Raw genomic sequence first — 20,323 nt, 5'->3', positions numbered from 1 at the left:
TTTTTATTATACAATTCAATTAATACGTAACTATCGACAATAATATTATACATTATCCGAATACAGTACTAAAGATATGGATTTAATTTCAGCTACAAACAAACAAAATACCTAGATATTGACCCGAATTAAAACAAAAAATTAATATGCTGATTTAGTGACTGAAGTAAATAAGGGTTATGCTAAACAGCTTTTATGAAGCTAACCCGTTGTAAATTAAGTAAAAAAGTACAGTTAAAGTTACTTGTGTACTTTGTACTTGAAGTAACTGCTGTTCAGCGGCTGATATTCAGCTATATTATTCTATCGAAAGATAAGACTCGTTATAGACTATTATCTATCACTTGAAGCAGGTGAAATCTTCGATGGTGAAGTTGAATTAGACGAAAGTTATTTTGGTGGTGTACGCAAAGGTAAAAGAGGTCGAGGCGCTGCTGGTAAGATAGCCGTATTTAGTATTTTAAAACGAAACGGTAAGGCTTATACCTTTGTTGTAAATGATACCAAACAGAGTACTCTAATTCCTGCTATTAAGCGTAAAATAAAGCCTGACAGCTTTGTCTACACCCATAACTATCTTAGTTATAATGTCTTAGATGTGAGCTAGTTTGAGCATTTTAGAGTAAATCATTCTAAAGAGTTTGCTCAAGGTCGTAATCACACCAATGGCATTGAAAAATTCTGGAATCAGTCTAAACGTATTCTTAGAAAATATAATGGAATAGATAAAAAGAACTTCCACTTTTTTTTTAAAAGAGTGTGAGTTTATATTTAATTATGTGTCACCACCTGATCAGCTTAAAATTCTGAGAAAATGGTGTGATATTTAACCCTTATCTACTTCAGCCCCTTCATTTATATAATACCAAACCAACTTATTAAAACTAATTCATCAATGAAACAGTCAATAGTACAAATATAAAGCTGTAAATCAGGCCAATGTCAGTGCTTACGTTGGCCTGATTTACAGCTTTTATAGCAATTAGACAGAGATGCCCGCTACCATAAAACTGTCTTATTCGCTACTATTATCAGCTTAATTCATTATACCCTTACCACTTGCTAAGTTTTAACCATATATGAAGTCAATATACTCATCTTATAACCATCCACATTAATTCTTATTCAAAATAATAACTTCTAGGATTAAGACACTCTAGCCGTCAATCAAGATTTGATCGGCAAGATTATATTAATTATAGTTGCTGTATCGATAGTAGTATAGAGCAATTGCTTACGCTAAGCAGGTACTGCAGTCGCCCTTACCGACATAAGTCATGATACCGAACAACAGAAGATGCAGATATCGTGGCATTTGGTACAAAAACATTGGCTATTGCAATGAATATCCATGATACTTTTGGATAGGCGTTTTTAAACATTAAAACCTGTTTGCAGCTCAAGTATAATGAAAGCAATGACGATACAGTTATCTATATGTGTTCGATGCACTCATACCAAGCATCTTTATATAAAGCACATATCACTGACAAACATGGTTTGCTTGTTCTACACCGAGGACTAGAGAAAGAAAATCTGTACATAATGTGTGCGATCACTGGTTATCTGCCTGAGTTTTATCAGACTCCCTTTGGGTAAAAACCAAATACCAAAGTGAGTGGCGAGAAAGTGTATCGCTATGGAATAAGTCATTAATGACATTATATGAGGGGACACAATTAATACACAGTTTACTGGCGTCGATGATATTGCACAGCTAGCTCTATTTTTAGTTGTTTTTTTCTAATGGTTTTATAGGTCAGTTGATTGTTGCCAGTCATGGAAGATCTATAAATTAACCACTGCTCGATGAGTAAGCAAACCAACTGTTATTAATGCGCTACTGTCTTTAATAAATAAAATACAAAAACATAATTAACTCTGTTTTATTTACTCTATCTGCCATCTTGAAGTAATACGATAAACGATGCTTGATAAGCGTTGGCAAACCAATTTCATAACGGATTTAAGTTTAAGTTTGGCTTAACCTTAGTAGACCTTACCGCAATAGGCTAGCCTTTCAACCTATAAGATTTAGATAAGAAACAGTTATATTACACCTAATATCTCTTTAATTTAAACGGATGGATCGTCTAAAGCGCTATAAGACCGAAAGCTCAGCATTGCTGATTGAAATTGCTTCTAATCATGACCAGAAAAAAATAAAAAAATAATACGTAGATTTTAGAGTCAGACCGTATCAAGCAGGTACTAAATCTAATCGATACTAGCTTAGTCTAACCAGAGAATAAGTTTTTTAAGCTTAAAAAAAGGTCATACTAAAATCTTAGTATGACCTTTTTGGTTAGTGCGTTATACATTTAGCTGAAGTCATATCAGCGCACTCAAATCCGTCAAATTCTCTAGCACAGCATCCGGCTTATATTTATCAAGCTGCTTTTGATTTTGTGCACCAGATAAAACACCTATGACCAAACCACAGTTAGCGTTTTTACCCTCTTCAATATCGATACCACTGTCCCCTGCTTTTAGCACGTGCTGTGAGTCTGCGACACCGAATTTATCCATCGCCAGTGTAATCATATCCGGCGCTGGTCTGCCATTATCGACATCATCGGCCGTTACTAGCGCATCTATTTGATTGCCCTCTGACCAACCTAAAATAGTTAATATTTTATTGGCTGTTTTGGCATCATAACCAGTATTTAATACCACATGACGGCCGCTGTGTTTAAGCGCTTCAAACAAAGTCGTCATGCCCTCAAATTCAGCTAAGGTATCTTCACTATAAGCAGTCGCTAAGCTGCTTTTAAACGTCTTAAATGCTGTATTGGTTAAAGATTCAATATCTGCGTCCGATAAGTCTAGGGTGTTTAAAATATCGTTAATGGCATTGCGCTTTTCTTTACCCGCACCGTGCTCTAAACACAGCTCAAGATTGACTTTCTTATCTGATTCACCAGCGTCTTCAAGGGCTTGGTTAATGGCGTCACGTACGGTTTTGTACACTAAATTGTCTTCATTAACTGTCGTGCCTGCCATATCGAATACACACAGCTTAATGTTGTCAAATTGCGCTTTGATACGGTCTAAAAACTCTTGTGTACTGCTGTTTTGTTGATTATGACTTTGCGTATTCATTATTTTGACTCCAATACCATTTCGATTAACTCTTCACCAAAGGCAAATCCTGTCGATGCGCCCGTACCGCCTGTGACTGACCCAACAACGACGCCTGCTTCTGGTGAGGCTTTAAATACCACATCATCAGCACTTGGATAAACACCTAGCCAGTGCTGAGTAATATCAACGTCACCAATGTCCATCACTTGATAAAACTCATTAAGGATTAAGTCATCAATGCGCGTGTCTCTAAACGGCAGCTCCCTATCACTATAGTCATGGCTGTCACCAATAATCAAAGAGCCATCTTCTGACTGAACCACGATTAAATGCACGCCTGCCTGACGCTCTTCACTTTGGATATCATCCAATAGGTTCTTTAAAGCATCGGCTTCAGGAAGCTGAGCAAACCCATCGTAACGAGCAAAGCTTAAGTCTGACATCACTGCTGCATTTAACGTAAAGGCCTGCTTTGGCTTAACGCGCATCATATTTAGCGTACACATTCTAGCCTTGGTCGTGGCCAATAAATCAGGATATAAACTACTATAATCAGTACCCGGGCATACCACGCAGTGCTCAGCACTCAAGACTCCTCGGCTGGTATATACATTCGGCAGCTCAATCGACGTTACGCTGGTTTGATTATAAAAGTCCACACCTTGCGCCTCTTTTAACCAATGCGCCAGCTTACCAATAGCAGAGTGTGACTCTACTCTTAGCTCATGCGGACTATAAAACACGCCCTGCCCTTTTTTAAGATATGGGGCAACGTCATCAATCTCTGACTGAGTGAGTAATTTACAATCCTCGCCCATCTCTGTTTTTAAAAACGCTTCAGCCACATCCATAGCTTCTGGTCGCTGCATCAACATATGCAGTCCTGAATGCTCAACTTGAATACCTGCTTTTGGCGCGACCTCTGCCCAGACATTGCGTGAATGCATGGCGCGCTGCCAATGCTCACCGCGGCGTTGACCACTGACCGTCACAAATCCAAAGTTACGCACAGAGGCATCTTTGTTTTGTGAATGACGCTCAACCACAGCAACACTTAATCCTTTCTTGACTGCCGCATAAGCACTCGCCAGCCCTACAATACCGCCGCCAACAACGACCACATCATACTTTTTGTCTGAAAGTTTTTTATTCATAACCATATCAACTCTTTTGACTCTTAACACAATAAACAACGCGTTTAATTAACGATAAGCCCAAATATAGTCAAAGAAGTCTAAAATGGTTACAAGGCAACCGAGCGTAAGTACTACAAATGTAGGCTTAGCGAGGTTAACACCGTAACCGTTTAGTAGTTCGCTGACTATAAGATCTTTTAACTATTCACCATGGAAAAATGCACGATGCTTGTCTAATAGCTCAGCAGTTAACGCCTCTGGATACGTTTTAACGTTTTTGATTTGGTTTTCAGGAGCGACTGTTTCACCATCATAAACCACATTTGGATAAATCTCTAACAGACCAGGACGTGCTTTGGTCACAATCAGCTCTGCCATTTTCATAGCATTTGGATTGGTTTTATCGCCCTTATCAATGACCGCAACCGACTCTGTCAATGTGTAGTTACCCTCACTTGGATCAACATAATCAATCGGTAAACCTTCTGCTTTATGAGCAACGGCTTGGTGACGCAAACCAAAACCAATTGGTACTTCACCTGCCATTACCTTCTTCAGTGGACCAGAGCCTGATAACTCTAGGTTAGGACCTGCGTTTTCACGAATGGCGTTCATGATTTTTTGACCTTCTGCGTCGGTACCGTATTCAGCAGCGACATCTTGCACAAACAACCAGCCGGTTGATGAGCCATTTGGATCTACCATAGCAATGTGGTCTTTATAAATAGGCTTGGCTAAATCTTTGGCACTGGTCGGTACTGGCAGGTTATTGGCTTCCATCTCTTTGGTGTTCATCAAGATAGCACCGGTAAAGCTTAGGATAGGTGCATAGTATTTAGGCGTTTCAACCAAAGGATTTGCATCAAAGGTTAAGTCTTTAAACATCGGATGCTTGGCTTGGGCACTCTCAATATAGAACGAGCTCATAGTGACCATATCGGCTTCAATATTTTGACCTTCAGCAAGCAGACGACCGCCAAGCTCACCGGTGCCAAATGACTGAAACACATACTGACCTTCAAAGCCTGCGTCATCAAGCACATCTTGAATCACCTCAACCGCTTCTTCATCGGCATTACTATAGATAACCACTTCCTCGTAGTCGCCGTCTGCGCCTGAAGCGCTTTCAGACGATTGCGAGCCACAGCCCGTTACCAACAGTCCGCAAGTTAGACCTGCCATTAAGGTGTTTAAGGTTTTATTTTTAAAGATATTCATGGTTCATCCTAATTATTATGGGTTGTTTTAATTGATTTGAATTATTTTATGAATCAATGAGCTTTAGCTATTTACTAGTTAACTGTTTACTAGACGACACTTTCTAGACAGCCAGTGCTACACAACTGGCGCTGTCAAAGCGTCTTCGGTTTTAATTTTTGCGGTTCCGTACAGGCTTCTTTTATACAGAGTGCGCACCACAGCAAAGAATATCAGCGCTGTAATATTGGTCAGTAAAACCATCAGCGAGAGAATGAAAATCTCATCAAAGCGAGCGAAATGCTGCAACTCGACAATCTTGGTTGTTAGCACCATCGTGCGAGCACCGGAGATAAATATCACTGCACTGATCGTCACCATGGCACTGATAAAGAAGTAAGACGCCACTTCGATCAAGGTGAAAATTGAGTTGGGTACAACGATACGGCGCAATGACTGCAGCCATGAGTCGCCCAGTAACGATGCGGTCGTCTCCCAGCCTAAATTCATTTTTGATAAGGCGTTTTTACTCATCAGATACGGCGTTGAGAAGTAGTGAATGATGTTACTAATCACGATGATAAAGATGGTATTTGAGATAGATGAGCCTGAGAACACCATCAAATAAGCGATACCAATCACCATGCCCGGTACGGTATTTGTCACCAACGCTGAGCTCTCGATACTAAATTTACCTACTTTAAACAAGCTTGAGCGCTCATAAATTAGGGCAGCTGCGTAGGTGATGATGGTGCCAAATATGGCGGTTAGCGTCGCTACGATTAATGAGTTTTTGTACACTCGCATTAGGTTTGATGACTCGATGACCTTGGTAAAGGTATCCGTGCTAAATTCCATTTGATAGGGCCAGGTTTTGACCCACGGAATAATAAAGATGACCGCGAATACAAACAGCAAGGAGAACAAAATACCGCTAGATAGGACAGCAAGTAGCCTGTCTTTGATTTTTGAGGTCGGTAAATCAAAGTGCTCGACCGAGTCATAACGAATATTAAAACGCGCCACATACCACAGCAGTAGAATACTCAAAATAGACGGAATCAGCATAAATAAGGCAACCACTGAACCACGTTCAAATGACGGCGATGATCCCAATATCTGAGTGTATAGCTCGGTTGCAATCACGTTATATTGACCGCCAATAGAGGCCGGAATACCAAAGTCGGTAAAGGCTAAAAAAAAGCACTGGATAATGGCGGCGGCAAAGGTACCGATTAAAGGACGAATGACTGTCATATCGATTTGACGCCAGCGTGAGTCACCCATCAACTCAGACACAATCACAAACTTCTTGTCTAAATACTGGAAAGTGTTGTTGAGTAATAAGAAAGCCACTGGCAAGGTATAAATGGTGTAGCCAAGCCACATTCCATAAAAACCGTAAATCTCCTCAAACAACTGAAAGCCAATCATCTTAGTCAACAGTCCTTGTTTACCAAAGGTATAGATAATGGCAAAACCGTAAGTGACTGTCGGTAATAGCATTGGAAACAAGGATGCCAGCTTAATGGTTTGCTTAAAGCCCTTTGGCAGATTGGTCCAATGCACAGTATAAGCGAGGATAAATGCCAAAAATGTGGCACTCATCGCACTAACGATGGCAACAAAAAAACTATTAAACATGACCTGTCTAAAGTTTTTACTGTTGATAATATCGGTGAAGTTACTAAGGCCAATACCATCACCGACATTCAATGACAGCATCAACATTTTGCCAAGCGGTATAAACATAAAGGCGATAAACAGCACACCAATAAACAGCCACAAGGCTTTAATCAGCGGAGAGTTATTAAGTTTCATAATATCCTAACGCATTTGATCGTATTTAAGAGACAACAGGCAGTGATGCTGTTAGCTTTGAGTGGTATCTTTTTCAAGATTAGAAGCAGCGCGCTGAATCACTGATTTGATTTCATCAGTCACCGTGCCCGCCTGTGCATTACTTTCGCTTACAGGCATGTCGCGCACAGGTTGGATTTGCGTGTATTTTTCTAATGGATCAACTGGCGCATCATCCGTTTCAAACAAACTTAGAATGTTACGGCGTTTGATATTCAGCTGATTTAAGATAAAGTTTTTGACAAAGTCGTTGGCAGGATTGCGGATGATTTCTGCAGGTTTGGCGTACTGAGCCACTTTGCCATCTGACAGCAATAAAATACGGTCTGATAGTGTCATCGCCTCTTCAGGGTCGTGGGTCACAATCAAAGTCGTTAGCTCATAGCGCTCAGCAATTTCACGAATACGCGCCTTAATGGTCTCTTTAATGACACCATCTAAAGCCGATAATGGCTCATCCAATAGCAAGATTTTAGGTTTCATCACCAAGGTACGAGCCAGCGCCACACGCTGTTTTTGACCGCCTGATAACTGGCTGATACGCTTATTCAAATGTGCTTTGATATCAAGTAAATCGACCAGCTCATCGACTTCAGCTTGAGTACTGACGTTTGGTCTATTGCGTAGCCCATACTCGATATTTTGTTTAACGTTTAAATTTGGGAACAGCGCATAGTCTTGGAATACAATATTGAAGCCCCTGTGCTTCATCGGCACCCGAGTGATGTCCTCACCGTTATAGGCAAGACGGCCATCGTTGATATTGGTTAAGCCTAAAATGATATGCAGTAGCGTGGTTTTACCACAGCCTGATGGACCTAAAATGGAGACGATCTCTCCTTTATTGACCTTGATTGACAAGTCTTCGAAGATAACTTTGCCATCATACTTTTTAGTCACATTTTTGAGCTCTAACATAGTTGCAAACCTATACTTATATCTTAGCGTTAACAGGGACGTTAACCGTTGGCGTCAACAGACAGTACTTTTGAATGCGACCAATATAGAGGATAGATATGACAAAACTATGTCAGGCATAAGCCAACCTTATAGCTGTCATGATTTCGTATTATTTAACCTGTATAACATTGAGATTAGTTGTAATTTTAATGTTAGACCATGGTGAAATGATGACAAAAAAGCCTTATACCTATAATCAATTACAGATATTAAATACCGTATTAGAGGAAGGTAACTACACTCAAGCGGCCAAGTGCTTAGGTATGTCGCAGTCCGCAGTAAGCCAAGCCATCACTCGGCTAGAGACCAACTTGGATGTGAAGTTATTTATACAACGGGGGCGATATCTGGTACCCACTGATTATTGTCTTGAGATAGGCGCTTTGACCAGTAAGATGCAAGAAATTGAAAGCGGCATTGATGCCCTGATTGAAAGAAGCGAAGTGTTTGAAGCCAGTGTATTAAAGGTTGGTATGTGTAGTGCCATGCCAGGGACTGAAATCTTAAAACAATTCACCGCCGCCTACCCTAAGCTGCAAACTGAGATTTATTTTGGCAACTTTCAAGAGACCTTTAATCGGGTTATCGCAGGTGACGTTGATGTCGGTATTTTGGCCAATGTACCGCAAGACGACAGGCTAAAGCTGAAAAAATGCGCGACCCAAAGGCTGGTTGCTTTGTGCTCACCTGATCATCCTTTCGCCAGCAAAAAAGCCATCAGCTTAAATGAATTGGTTTCAGAAACGGTTATTTTTCGCACTCAAGGCTCGACCACTCAAAAGCTGATTGATAATGCTCTAAAAAAATTAGAGTTAACCCTAACCCCGACCTATATCGTTAATACTCAAGAGAGCGTTTTTGATGCGGTACACCAAAATTTAGGCATCGGCTTTGCTTGGAGTGAAAGTGCAACACGCAAAGAGGGGGTGATCAAACTGCCTATTATAGAGCTAAGTTCGACCTATGATGAGGTAATCTTTTCACTAAAAGAATCCAGTAATAAAATAGTTAGCGCCTTAATGAATTCTTTAGAAGAGGCGTAATCAACATCAGAAAAACAGACATTAAAAAAAGCCCTACTAAATGCACTTAGAATTTAAGCATTTAGCATGGCTTTTTTAAGTTTAACGTTTATAGTTTAACAATAAACTGTTTTACTCTGCTGCCTCTTCTGTCGCATAGCTCATCTCCGAGCTTAAACCATAAATAATATCACCCTGTTTGTTAATGTGTAAGGATTTAATATTCACCTCATCAGCGTGGCAATATAGACGATTACCCGCGTCGTCATAGCAGTTATCTACTTGCATTTCACCCTGCTCAAACGGCGGGAAGATTTGATCAAACTGATAGTCAAATATCAGATCACCTTGTTGATTCGCAAAGCCCCATTGATCGTTTTTCTTAACCGCAATCATACCTTCAGAGGCTCTGGTTATATTTTGATAAGTCGCTGGAAAGACAAGCGAGCCTTGGTTACTTAACAACCCAAAACGCATCGGTAATGACTCACGAGATGTCATATCTTCAATGCCATAAATGGCATCACTGGCTAACGCTTGCGTACCATTAATAACATCATTCTCAGCCTCAGCCTCCGCTTCCGCTGCTGATCCATCTGACGCTTGCTCGCTCGATGGCTCATCTAAGCGGTAAAAATCGGATATGTCATCGACAACCATAACGTCTGGTAAGTAGTTGCCTACCACAGCATAACCTTGTTTGAAACCGCTAATGGCATCGTATTCAAAGGGTGCAATTTGCTTATTTTCAAAATTAATCACACCCCATTTGTCATTATTCTTGACAGCCGCTAGCCCATCCTTGAATGGCTTCGCGCTTTGATACTGTAACGGAATAACCTCTTTACCTAACGTATTGATATAGCCCCATGACAGTGTGGTTTGCGCTGCGCCAGAATCGTTATTATCTGGCTTATGCTGATAATTAGCGACAGCTGCTAAGCCTTCAGAAAACTCATCAACAACGTCATAGTCAACCAACAGCAGTGAGTTAAAGTCCTTTAAATACCCCCACTGTCCTTGATATTTAATCAGCGTTGGTCCCTGTTGAGTATCCGATATCACATCAAAGTGAATCGGCGTGATAAGACCATTTACGCCATAAATGCCATACTTGCCATTTTTTGACACTTTATACTTATTTTCGCCTATCCTATCGACGTCATCGAACTCAACCGGCACGATGGTCTTTCCATATTTATTGGCGGCACCCATTTTAATTCTACCGCTCTTAGCATCGACAAGCAGTAACCAATATTTGTCTTCCCAGCGCTCATCTCTCGATATACCACTAATTGGCTCAAATTCAATAGGCTGCTGCATGTTCCCTTGCAAGTCATAGACGCCCATTTTGTCATCATTGACCACCAATAATAGCTCATTGTCTTGTCTAATCTCATCAAACTTAGGCGGTAAAATAATCTCGCCAGCTTCACTAATAGCAGCCTGCTTGCCATCGATCTCGACTATCGCCGTATCGGGCTGACTGAATGAGCCATGACCAAAACTGTAAACAAAATCATCAAATTGAGGCCTTATAATGACGTCACCATCAATATTCATCACACCCCATTTATCGTTTTGTTGAAACAAAGCCATTCCTTTGCGAGTAAAACCATAAACTTGTTGAATATCAAATTTACCAAGAATCTGATTATCTCTGTTAATGATGACCCACTTATCGCCTTTTTGCACCCACGCTTTGCCATCATAAAAGGTAACCGGTGATTCATAGTCAAACGGTATAACGACCTCACCTTGCCGATTAACAGCACCATACTTCTGGGTCAATCTATGTTGGGCAGGCGCTATCTCATTATTAAAACTGCAAAGCCAATTAAGCGCAATATCTTCAGGCAATTCATAGCCTGGATTGAGCTGACAGCCAAAATTAGAGGCATAAGCATGGGATACACTCATGCTGAGCGCACCAGCCAGCGCAAGCTTTAGCAAACGTGGTAAATAATGCTGAGCTGATACAGAAGCTGTTAGGACAGACGGTTTAAAAAAGGAAAGTGGCATTCGGTTTTATAGTCCATTATTTATAGTTTTGGGTTATTAAAGCATTAGCCTGCGTCTATTAATCACAAACGCGTAAGCCTTGCTCAAAACATTGGCTGTATTTTTTGGCCATATCCACACGCTGCTGAGTATTCGGATGGGTCGATAAAAAGTCAGACAAGCGGTCGCTGTCAGCATTTTCACTGTCCATATCCTGACCACTATACTCTTCCATGCGCGTCAAAATATCAACAAAAGCTTGTGGATTAATATCCACTTGCAGCATTTTATCAAACGCATACTCATCCGCCTCTGTCTCATACTGGCGTGAATAATGATTCGATACCAAAGCAGTGCCTAAGCCTGTGGCCAGCTCACTAATACCATCCGGGTTACCAAGCACTAAGATAACAATCATGGTAGTCAGTGAGTTTTGGGTCAACATCTCAAGACCATGTCGCTTCTCAACATGCCCCATTTCATGCAACAGCACGCTATCAATCTCATCAGCATTGCTGCTTAATTCAACAAACTTATCGGTCAATACAATATCACCAGACGGCAGCGCGAATGCGTTGGGCATGCTCATACCCGCCATGGTCATGTCACGAAAATGCAGCTGGTAATTAATGTTTTGATCATCTCCTGCTGATTTCAGACGACTGTTAAAGCGCGTAATAATTTGCTGTTGCGTGCTGTCACTCACCTCAGTGGGTGTCAAAAAGTACTCATCGAGAAAGTCGAGTGACTGCTTACCAATGAACTCACCGGTCTTTTGTGGCAGAGCCTGTGCAACCCAGTGACTGGTCCACGGTAGCCCCCACTTTACAAAGCCAAACACACACACCACGGTTAATAGAAACATGCTCAGCACACTGCTCATCTTGGTCTCATGACGGTGCAGACATAAGCTCCACGACGAATGGGTACTACTTTTGTGCTGGCTGATTAACTGGTCGATGGCATCATTATTGGCTGTGGTAAATAATGAGCCATCTGCCAAGGTTAATTTACGCTCAGTATTGCCAAGACGATCACTAATCTTAACCTGCGACCACGACCCGCTTAGGCTATTAGTTTGTTCAAATGTCGCCGGCTCAAGACGCAGCTGATAGTTGTCACCGGTTACCTCAATCTGCGCCTGATATTGGGTTGAGCTGTCTTTTGGATACCACTTACCAGATATAACACTCATAATAGATTACTCAATTTTGGCTAGATGGCAATATTGATATCAATATCTAACACATCACCAATCTCTTCCCCAATCGCCGATTGATGTTGTTCTTTTTGGGTTAAGTATTGGTTGATATCCATATCTTCGGCATCAATCCAAGTATTATCTGCCAAATACTGTGCGACACGAACTTTGGCCCAAGGCATTCCGAAACCCAAAGTGACGATTATCAGCAGCATATTGGTAATTAACACACCAAAATAGGCTTTGGCACCGACGCTGGATTTAAAGCGGATCGTTTGATCCAATGTGGTATTGGCATAAATATATTGGCGCTGACGGCTGTAAGTATAAGCTGCGGCGAATAATGATGCAGCGATAAAGCCAATGTAGACAATAAAGAACGAACCCATAAAAAACGAGCTTGCCGCACTGTTACCCACACTGCCACCCACTTCGCCAGACAGCATTGAAGAAAAGCTCAAACCAATGAAGGTCATAAACAGTACCAGTGACACCACACTGATTAATGCTGTTTTAAACGCAATCATTACAAAGGTTTTGGTGTTGACATTAATAAAGAAGCGACCTTGACCAAATCTTGTCTCACCAATCTGATATTCGGCTGACTTTTTGGCCAATAATCCAGTCATATAAACCATCAATACCAGCGCTAAAATCACAGCTATCCCAAAGATAACGATGCCTCCGGTGTTTATGCTATCCATATTAACATCAGACATATTTGAAAACCCAGCCATACTCGCGAAACCCACCACCATCAGCACAATAATGGCGATGTAGATCGCGATAGGAATGAGCATATAAATAAAGTAGGCGGTTTTTAGACTACCATCAAAGCTAAAGCGCACGTTACTAAAGCTGGTCATACGCATATTAAACTTTAAGCTACGCCAGATAATCCAGGGAACAAAGAAAAATAAAATGACCGGTAATATAAAGCCAGCCGTGGGAAAGATAGCACTGATAATATTAAGAACAATGAGGATACATACCCCAATTAAGTAGCCAAAAAATAGCTGCTTACCGGTGGCATGATAATCAAAGAATCGATCCGCATACTCAGTATTGGCATAAAAATATCGACGGGTACGCACCTTCGCCCATGGGTAATAAATACCAAAAGTGATGATGCACAAGATGAGATTAATAATCCATATCTTAAAATACTCAGCGCCAGTACCGTTAAATTTAACTTGTTTCATACTATCCCTAGGACCCTGTAATTTTGTAGCATCAAGCATACGACCCTTGATACTCGCTTGTTTAAGCATTTACCATAAGGCTTATAGTGTTAAACCACTCTATTGGTTTAACCAAACCCGGCAAAGGTAAAAAATGATTATAAATTATAAGGTTAGTTATTTGGAATAGCTTTTTAAATGTTTGTTTAAATTGTTTAATCAAATAGGTGTTCAATTAAACCAAAACAGTTGCTGTGTATGCGCAGAGGATTTGTAGAGATTGAAAGAACCGCTTGAAAGATAAGAACTGTATAAAAGATATAAGCCATCTAAGATAGACAGCTTAAACAGTCATCAATAGCTTGCGGTATAAAGTGACTGGTTGATAGATAATTAATTGGCGCTAAATTCTAAGAGTGTTTTTGATTATTAACTTAGATAAGCATCAAATATAACCACATGGCAGCGCCATTATTGATAATGTGAATGACGATAGGCAGCAGCAAAGAGCCTGACTTGGCGCGGGCATAGCTTAATAATAAGGCCAATAGAAAGATAACACTCATCTCATACAGTTCGTATTGAAGATGAATCAACGCAAAAATGGCACTGGTCACCACACTGGCCACCCACACCCCTTTTTTACCTTGATACTGTTCCACTATCGCAGACCACAAGACACCTCGGAATACCACTTCTTCATAGATGGGCGCGACCACGACCATCACCAATATCAGCAGCCACTTTGGATCAGCACTAAAGTACAGATCATCGACAAAGGCTGTCGGATCTTTGTCCAAAAGGTAAGTTAGGGTCTCGGTACCAATGACAAATACCAACCACAGACCAATCACCCCCATCGCAATATGCAATGCAAAGGGCTTGATGGCTAGATAGTCTTTAACGCCATAACTGATAGAATCATATTGTTTTGAAGAAGACACTTTATGACGCTGGGATGGATGCATTTTGAGTAACATCTTAATTAACGCATAGCTAAATAACAGCAGCATTAATAAAGTAAATAGCATGGCGTAACTGGTGACCGTCCCATTAAAGCTGCCCATCGCAAACGCTTGGGCAGTAGTTAGGCTTGGGTCATCTATCACTATCGGCGAAAAGAGATACACCCCGACTAATTGAAATATAAAAAACAACCCAACCATGCCAATATACAGCATCACCACCCCTGGCTTTGAAAACAGCGAAATAGGCGGTACTGCCTGATCAGGAATGGCAAATAGTGTGCGTTTTGGCTTTATAGGCATAGGCTTATAGTAGCTATCATATTAAGTATGGATGGAAGATTAGCGTACCTTGTCAGGACATGTTACTCCCGACAAGGGTTATTGATATTGGACGGCTAAGACTGTATCTGCTCCATAATAGTGGTCATAATCAACTGTGCGACAGAGTCAGGATACTCTAAGGGGAACATGTGTCCGCCTGGATGCAGTTTGAAGGGTATAGATAAACGCTTTCGCACCTTTGGCGGAAAACCACGCTGATAAAACTGACTGTGGTCACCAATTAATAAGGTCGCTGGCTCTTTGGGCGGCTTATTGGGCTTTAGCCAATACCATGACGGATTGGTGCGAAATACGGCCACTTCTGCCTGTTTTGGAATAGTTAAGGTCACTCGCCCATCTGGTAGACTGCGCATACCATGCTGGATATAGCCTTCAAAGGTGCGAGGATCAAAGTTCTTAAAGAAACGTTTTGGGCCTAACAGCTCTCTGGCTTGCTCACGGCTGTCCCAAACATCACGGCGATTTTTGGAAATCCCTGCCGGCGAGATTTGATCGACATGCTTTGGCGAGAACCACTTGGCCAAATGCCAAAATAAATTATCACGCCCATATATTAATGGCGGATCCATCAGCACCACTTGCAAAAACAGTTTCGGCTTCTTGTACAAGGCTTGCAAGGTACACAGAGCGCCAAGTGAATGACCTAAGCCAATCACTGGCACTTTATGCTTTTTGGAAACTGCCTTGACGCTATCAATTACTTGCTGAGTTAAGCTCTTCCAATGATTATCGATCGGATACGTTGACTGACCTTGCTCATCAAAGCCAAGCGTTGGGATGTACTCGACGGTAAAGTGCTGCTCTAGAAGTTCAAAAATAGGCTGGTAAACCCGACTTGGCATGCCATTGGCGTGCGCAAAGTGGATAACAGGCTTACCCGTAATCTTCGATACGGGTAACTTAGAAAAATCCAAATTAACAGGACAGGTTAAATGGTTTGACATTTATCTCATCTCGGTCGTTGATTGTTCCTGTGGTAGTAGCTTCATATCGACGCTAGAGCCAATACCTGCACCCATTTTGATAGCAAAGCTGTCTAACAGCTGCTGCATTGGATCGACAGGTGTGTAGTTAATCACATTATCCAGATCAAGCTCTTTTTCAAGCGTCATCAGACTGCCTTTTTTGTCAGCAAGCCCAAGTTCAATAGACTGCTCACCAGTCCAGAATAAGCCGGAGAATAAGTTATTCTCTTCAGCATCTTTAAGCTTATCACCGCGGCCTTGTTTAACAGCATTGATAAAGTGCTTATGGGTGTTGCTTAGCACACTTTGTACATGTTGCTGTTCAAAATCAGTCAGCTCACGGCTCACACTTAGGATATCTTTATATTCACCGGCGGTAATGGTTCTATCTTCAACGCCAAGCTTATCCATTAGGCCCTCGACATTGTAGCCTGGCATAATCACACCAATTGAACCAACCAAACTTGACGGGTTAACATAAATTTCGTCCGCAGCAGAGGCAATATAATAAGCACCTGATGCGCCCATATCACCAATGATAGCGTATAGCTTTTTCTTAGGATATTCTTCACGTAGATCCATCATGGTCTGCCAGATTTCATCTGACTGCACCGGTGAGCCCCCTGGTGAGTTAATATTCATCACCACCGCTTTAGACCCTTTTGATTCAAAGGCCTCGGTCAATGCTTTACTGACGTCATAAGCATTAGCAGGATCATTGGCGCTGATCACACCTTGCAACTCAACCACAGCAATATGCGGTTTATTGACATCGACAGTGGCCAAGCCTTTTTCAGAAGGCGTACAGCCTTTACTAAGCATAAAGATAACCAGCAATAAGGTACCCAGGCTTAATAGCTTAGAAATAACCCGCCAGCGACGCGCTCTGCGCTGCTCTTCAATGCTTGCCAGTAATGTTTTTTCTAACAAGTGCCACTCACGCCCACCTGTAACAGGTGCTATTTGTGCAGTGTGTGGTCGTTTGTTATTGGGATTTTGAGGTGGTTGGTTATTAGATGGTTGATTATCCGGAACCTTATTTGGATCGGGTGGCCAGTTTGACATATAAAATGTGAATCCTACTAAAATATTGATACGGTGATGGTTCTAAATAAAGGGGTGACACAAAGACGTGTCTTCATTAATACAATACATTGTACAACAATATATACAATTGTATTTCATTGGGCTAAAAATAGCCAAAACCAATATTGCTAACAACAATACATTAATGAATGGCGGTTTGTCAGGGGTAATTCTGTAAAATATTAATGCAGCTTTTTTACTTAACGCTTAGCGGTTGCTGCTGCCAATACAGATGGGTTTGTTTTTGTTTCAGCGTCGCTGGCAAGATTGACTCATCTAGGATATGCCAAGATAGTGGCTGACGATTACTCACTAGCTGTTTATCAATAGACGCCTGTGATGTGCTTAGCCAATGATGGCGTGCCGTTTGCTTGTTGGCAATATCTGCATCGCCCTCACACATCAAATTCCACAATTGACCCAGTGCCGGCTTGGCACTGCTGTAAAACAAAAACTGCTGTGGCTGTCCTGCCTTAGCTACGCCACTGTTAACAGCTTCAGCAGCATCAATGGTTGCAAGCCTCACTGATTTAGGTAAATCTAGCGCTGCATCGGTGGTTAAATCTATCGCACAACCCCAAACTGACTCGCTTTGCACCTCATCCCATCCGGTGACGGCGGTTATCATAAACCCTTGTTTGGTTTGAGCTTCTCGGGGTTTGGCACTGTCGCTGGAATAATCATGATCAATATTAGATTGCCATGATAGGCCCACATGACAGCCCTGAGCGGTCATTCCAGAGCTAGCCAACTTTGATTCGACATAGGAACTATTCGCTGATAGCCCGGCTTGCCAGTAATAAGATATGGGTAGCATTTGTCTTAACTGCGCAACCATAGTGACCAGTTGTGGCGTAGCGGTTTGTACTATCACACCGGTTAAATGACCGATTTGTTGTTGTTTGATTTGGTCATACAGACTTTGGGTCAGCTGTTGTTGTTGCTGCAAATCCCATAAAGCTTGTGGCTTAGTATTAAAACTGCCTTGTTTAGTATTATTATTACTTTTAGCTTTAGCATAACCTGTCTGAGGATAAGCAGACAGTAATAACCAAGATTGCTGCTGATGCCAGATTAAAGTAGCCGATAAGGGAGCTGATTTAACTTGCTTAGGCGGAGTTAGTACTTGGATATGCAACAAATTTTGTTGCTGCTGCATCTGATATATAGCCATAGTGGCAATGACTAACAATGGCGGCAGTGATAGCAATCGGCTTAATATGCCTTTGGGCAATATCCAAGGTATTGCAGCCAATGTGATTAATAATAACAGTACTAAGCTTGGGCTGGCATATATCCACCCAGTTTGCTGCCAAGTGCTTTGCAGCGCAAACAAGCCACTATGCAACTGCTGTAAAAGCCAAAACAGCCCAGACCAAAGACTATCAGAAATATGTGGATAATTAGGCAAGGCCGCATGCAACACCCCTGCCAGCAGATTAATAGGCACTATCACCCATCCAAACAAACCAATGGCAAATAAATTCACCACAAAACCCCATAAAGACACCTGCCCAAATAACCACAAACTGATGGGTAACAACGCCAAAGACATCCACAGCTGTAACTTAAATACCCCCCAAACAGCTTGCTTAATACCCTGCCATACTTGAGACAGCTTGCTTGAATCAACATTGTCTGACTGCTGTTGTTGCGGTCGCAAGCGTTCGTCCTTTTCCCAGCGCTGGCTATAGATAACCAATACAGCTACCGCAATAAAGGACAACCAAAATCCTGCCTGCCAAAGCACGAATATATCGGCCCAAACCATGGCCACTGCCAATACCAACAAAACTTTAAATATCGAAGCACTGGCTAATACATAACGCAGCACGCCTACTACCAACAGCATACACGCTGTTCGCAGAGCGGGCACATCAAAGCCGGCAAACAAGGCATAGCCAAAAGCGGCAATCACTGAAATAACAAAGGCACACTGCCAACGTGGCACAACACGATAAAATCCTGGTGCAAAATGAGTTAGCAATCCTGTCACTAACCCCGCACATAACATGGCCAAAAATAAAACATGAGTACCTGAAATGGCCAATAAATGAGAAATACCAGCAAAGCGATAAAGCTCAGTTATCTGATTGCTGATTAAGCTGCGATCACCGGTAAGTAGGCTTAAGGTGACGGCAATGGCATCTGCTGTAGTCGGTATTGTCCGGTGCTGAAGCTGATCGTTAGAACTGACTTGCTGTTGGTTTTCAGTTAGCTTTATGAAGTGCTCACGCAAACCAAAGCGCTTACTGTCAATCCATAACCTTAATGTCGATTGTTGCTTTTGTTTTGAGTCAAACTCTGCACTTAATACTTTAGCCTTGGCTGTGGCATGGCGGCTGCTCAGCCAACGATATTCATCAAACTCACCTTCACTGTCATCCTCTAGCAACTCAATCGGGCTTAATTGCAGCTGCATCCGTAACTGCTCATCAGGCGCAAAGTCATTTAGCGCCATTAATGGCGGCTTATATCCAGACAACATGACTGTCATGGTTGTCGGTAATTGATCATTGGTTGAATGATTAGTTGCAGTAGACGCTGTTATCGATAATGTATGTTCTAACTGACTGGTATCAACTGATAGTGGATTGTGTTGCAATTGTTGTTTGGCAGGCGTGCCTGATTTGGTTTTATTAGTTTCGGTATTAGCTTGGGAAGTATTAGTGGTTATATTCTGCTCGGCTTGAGTCGCCAGTGCACTGTTATTTTGACGGGTATAGGGCTTGATATCATGCAAGGTAACCAGTTGCCGATAGCCTTGCTTCAATACTTGCTGCTGATCAGACTCAAAAGCTAAGCGCCTATCACTCACGCCTAGCGGTGTAACATTGGCCTCAACTGAGATCACGCGTGGCACTGACTGCTCTATTGCCACCATCCTCTGCGCCACGCTATTCATCATAATAGCCAACCAAAATACACTCATCATCATTAGAGCATATATGGGCTGACTGGTATGTAGAAAGGATGCTAATTGAGAGGAGAATTTTTTAAGGGGTTGCGTGTGATGCAGCGGTTGGTTTGAAGCAGAAACTTCGGAAGAGGACGCTAAGCCTGAAGGGCTAAAAAACAGACGGTAGCCATAGGGTAATAGCCAAAGCAGGCACCACGATGCCATGAAGAGATAAGCAGACAGTTGCCAACGCTCAGCACTCACCCCTAAGCTAATGACCGTCAGCTGCTCTGGTGATAGCTGTAACACGGCCAACACCACGGCAAGCGCCATGCTCCCTGCTAGCCAAATCAAATCATTATCCTTAATGACAGTTACGTGAATGATGGTTACGTGCTGCGGTTTAACTCAGTGATGATTG

13 protein-coding genes and 1 pseudogene are annotated in these 20,323 nt (G+C 41.9%); 2 read left to right on the top strand and 12 right to left on the bottom strand.

Features of this window, described 5'->3' with window-relative positions:
• The first annotated feature begins 195 nt into the window (after nt 1–195).
• A pseudogene (locus A6J60_RS11560) lies at nt 196–830 on the top strand (IS1595 family transposase).
• Between the two features lie 1,501 nt (nt 831–2,331).
• Here A6J60_RS11560 and A6J60_RS11555 read toward each other — a convergent pair.
• From A6J60_RS11555 to A6J60_RS11535, 5 genes are all read right to left on the bottom strand, one after another.
• Nucleotides 2,332–3,102: an HAD family hydrolase gene (locus A6J60_RS11555; RefSeq protein WP_096066129.1), complete on the bottom strand. Its 771-nt coding sequence runs from the start codon at nt 3,100–3,102 to the stop codon at nt 2,332–2,334.
• Nucleotides 3,102–4,238, bottom strand: coding sequence for a TIGR03364 family FAD-dependent oxidoreductase (locus A6J60_RS11550; RefSeq protein ID WP_227526140.1), 1,137 nt, complete (start codon nt 4,236–4,238; stop codon nt 3,102–3,104). Before A6J60_RS11550 ends, A6J60_RS11555 begins: the two co-directional genes overlap by 1 nt.
• Before the next feature lie 183 nt (nt 4,239–4,421).
• The gene (locus tag A6J60_RS11545; RefSeq protein WP_096066127.1) at nt 4,422–5,438 is read right to left on the bottom strand and encodes an ABC transporter substrate-binding protein; all 1,017 of its coding nucleotides are present in this window, start codon (nt 5,436–5,438) and stop codon (nt 4,422–4,424) included.
• A gap of 117 nt (nt 5,439–5,555) precedes the next feature.
• Nucleotides 5,556–7,238: an ABC transporter permease subunit gene (locus A6J60_RS11540; protein WP_096066126.1), complete on the bottom strand. Its 1,683-nt coding sequence runs from the start codon at nt 7,236–7,238 to the stop codon at nt 5,556–5,558.
• A gap of 51 nt (nt 7,239–7,289) precedes the next feature.
• Nucleotides 7,290–8,195, bottom strand: a complete 906-nt coding sequence (locus A6J60_RS11535; RefSeq protein ID WP_096066125.1) for an ABC transporter ATP-binding protein — start codon at nt 8,193–8,195, stop codon at nt 7,290–7,292.
• Nucleotides 8,196–8,407: 212 nt separating this feature from the next.
• On the opposite strand from A6J60_RS11535, the gene A6J60_RS11530 reads away from it, so the two are divergent.
• The gene (locus A6J60_RS11530; RefSeq protein ID WP_193778062.1) at nt 8,408–9,280 is read left to right on the top strand and encodes a LysR family transcriptional regulator; all 873 of its coding nucleotides are present in this window, start codon (nt 8,408–8,410) and stop codon (nt 9,278–9,280) included.
• Nucleotides 9,281–9,391: 111 nt separating this feature from the next.
• On the opposite strand, the gene A6J60_RS11525 is transcribed toward A6J60_RS11530, so the two are convergent.
• The 7 genes from A6J60_RS11525 to A6J60_RS11495 form a co-directional block, all read right to left on the bottom strand.
• Nucleotides 9,392–11,179 (bottom strand): WG repeat-containing protein, encoded by a 1,788-nt coding sequence (locus tag A6J60_RS11525; RefSeq protein WP_193778061.1) that lies wholly within the window; start codon nt 11,177–11,179, stop codon nt 9,392–9,394.
• 160 nt (nt 11,180–11,339) lie between these two features.
• On the bottom strand, nt 11,340–12,455 hold the full coding sequence (locus A6J60_RS11520; protein ID WP_096066122.1) for a M48 family metallopeptidase: 1,116 nt from the start codon (nt 12,453–12,455) through the stop codon (nt 11,340–11,342).
• Nucleotides 12,456–12,475: 20 nt separating this feature from the next.
• Complete coding sequence (locus A6J60_RS11515) at nt 12,476–13,663, bottom strand: YjgN family protein (protein ID WP_096066121.1); 1,188 nt, start codon at nt 13,661–13,663, stop codon at nt 12,476–12,478.
• A 413-nt stretch (nt 13,664–14,076) separates the two neighbouring features.
• Entirely contained in the window at nt 14,077–14,910 is an 834-nt protein-coding gene (locus A6J60_RS11510; protein ID WP_227526139.1) for a CPBP family intramembrane glutamic endopeptidase, read from the bottom strand.
• A gap of 95 nt (nt 14,911–15,005) precedes the next feature.
• Entirely contained in the window at nt 15,006–15,896 is an 891-nt protein-coding gene (locus A6J60_RS11505) for an alpha/beta fold hydrolase (RefSeq protein WP_096066120.1), read from the bottom strand.
• Nucleotides 15,897–16,982, bottom strand: coding sequence for a signal peptide peptidase SppA (gene sppA, locus A6J60_RS11500; protein ID WP_096066119.1), 1,086 nt, complete (start codon nt 16,980–16,982; stop codon nt 15,897–15,899).
• A 217-nt stretch (nt 16,983–17,199) separates the two neighbouring features.
• Nucleotides 17,200–20,256, bottom strand: a complete 3,057-nt coding sequence (locus A6J60_RS11495; RefSeq protein ID WP_127891449.1) for a ComEC/Rec2 family competence protein — start codon at nt 20,254–20,256, stop codon at nt 17,200–17,202.
• Nucleotides 20,257–20,323 lie beyond the last annotated feature (67 nt).

Origin of the sequence: Psychrobacter sp. FDAARGOS_221, from assembly GCF_002313155.2 — a bacterium.
In the GTDB taxonomy this organism is placed as follows: domain Bacteria; phylum Pseudomonadota; class Gammaproteobacteria; order Pseudomonadales; family Moraxellaceae; genus Psychrobacter.
Note: the sequence above shows the minus strand (reverse complement) of the source record. Positions and strands in the feature narration are given on the sequence as shown.

Excerpts from the sequence above, each read along its gene's own strand:
- A6J60_RS11555 (WP_096066129.1), bottom strand. The coding sequence starts at position 3,102 with ATGAATACGCAAAGTCATAATCAACAAAACAGCAGTACACAAGAGTTT.
- A6J60_RS11525 (WP_193778061.1), bottom strand. The coding sequence starts at position 11,179 with ATGAGTGTATCCCATGCTTATGCCTCTAATTTTGGCTGTCAGCTCAAT.
- A6J60_RS11515 (WP_096066121.1), bottom strand. The coding sequence starts at position 13,663 with ATGAAACAAGTTAAATTTAACGGTACTGGCGCTGAGTATTTTAAGATA.
- sppA (WP_096066119.1), bottom strand. The coding sequence starts at position 16,982 with ATGTCAAACTGGCCACCCGATCCAAATAAGGTTCCGGATAATCAACCA.
- A6J60_RS11510 (WP_227526139.1), bottom strand. The coding sequence starts at position 14,910 with ATGCCTATAAAGCCAAAACGCACACTATTTGCCATTCCTGATCAGGCA.
- A6J60_RS11550 (WP_227526140.1), bottom strand. The coding sequence starts at position 4,238 with ATGAATAAAAAACTTTCAGACAAAAAGTATGATGTGGTCGTTGTTGGC.
- A6J60_RS11545 (WP_096066127.1), bottom strand. The coding sequence starts at position 5,438 with ATGAATATCTTTAAAAATAAAACCTTAAACACCTTAATGGCAGGTCTA.
- A6J60_RS11530 (WP_193778062.1), top strand. The coding sequence starts at position 8,408 with ATGACAAAAAAGCCTTATACCTATAATCAATTACAGATATTAAATACC.
- A6J60_RS11505 (WP_096066120.1), bottom strand. The coding sequence starts at position 15,896 with ATGTCAAACCATTTAACCTGTCCTGTTAATTTGGATTTTTCTAAGTTA.
- A6J60_RS11535 (WP_096066125.1), bottom strand. The coding sequence starts at position 8,195 with ATGTTAGAGCTCAAAAATGTGACTAAAAAGTATGATGGCAAAGTTATC.
- A6J60_RS11520 (WP_096066122.1), bottom strand. The coding sequence starts at position 12,455 with ATGAGTGTTATATCTGGTAAGTGGTATCCAAAAGACAGCTCAACCCAA.
- A6J60_RS11540 (WP_096066126.1), bottom strand. The coding sequence starts at position 7,238 with ATGAAACTTAATAACTCTCCGCTGATTAAAGCCTTGTGGCTGTTTATT.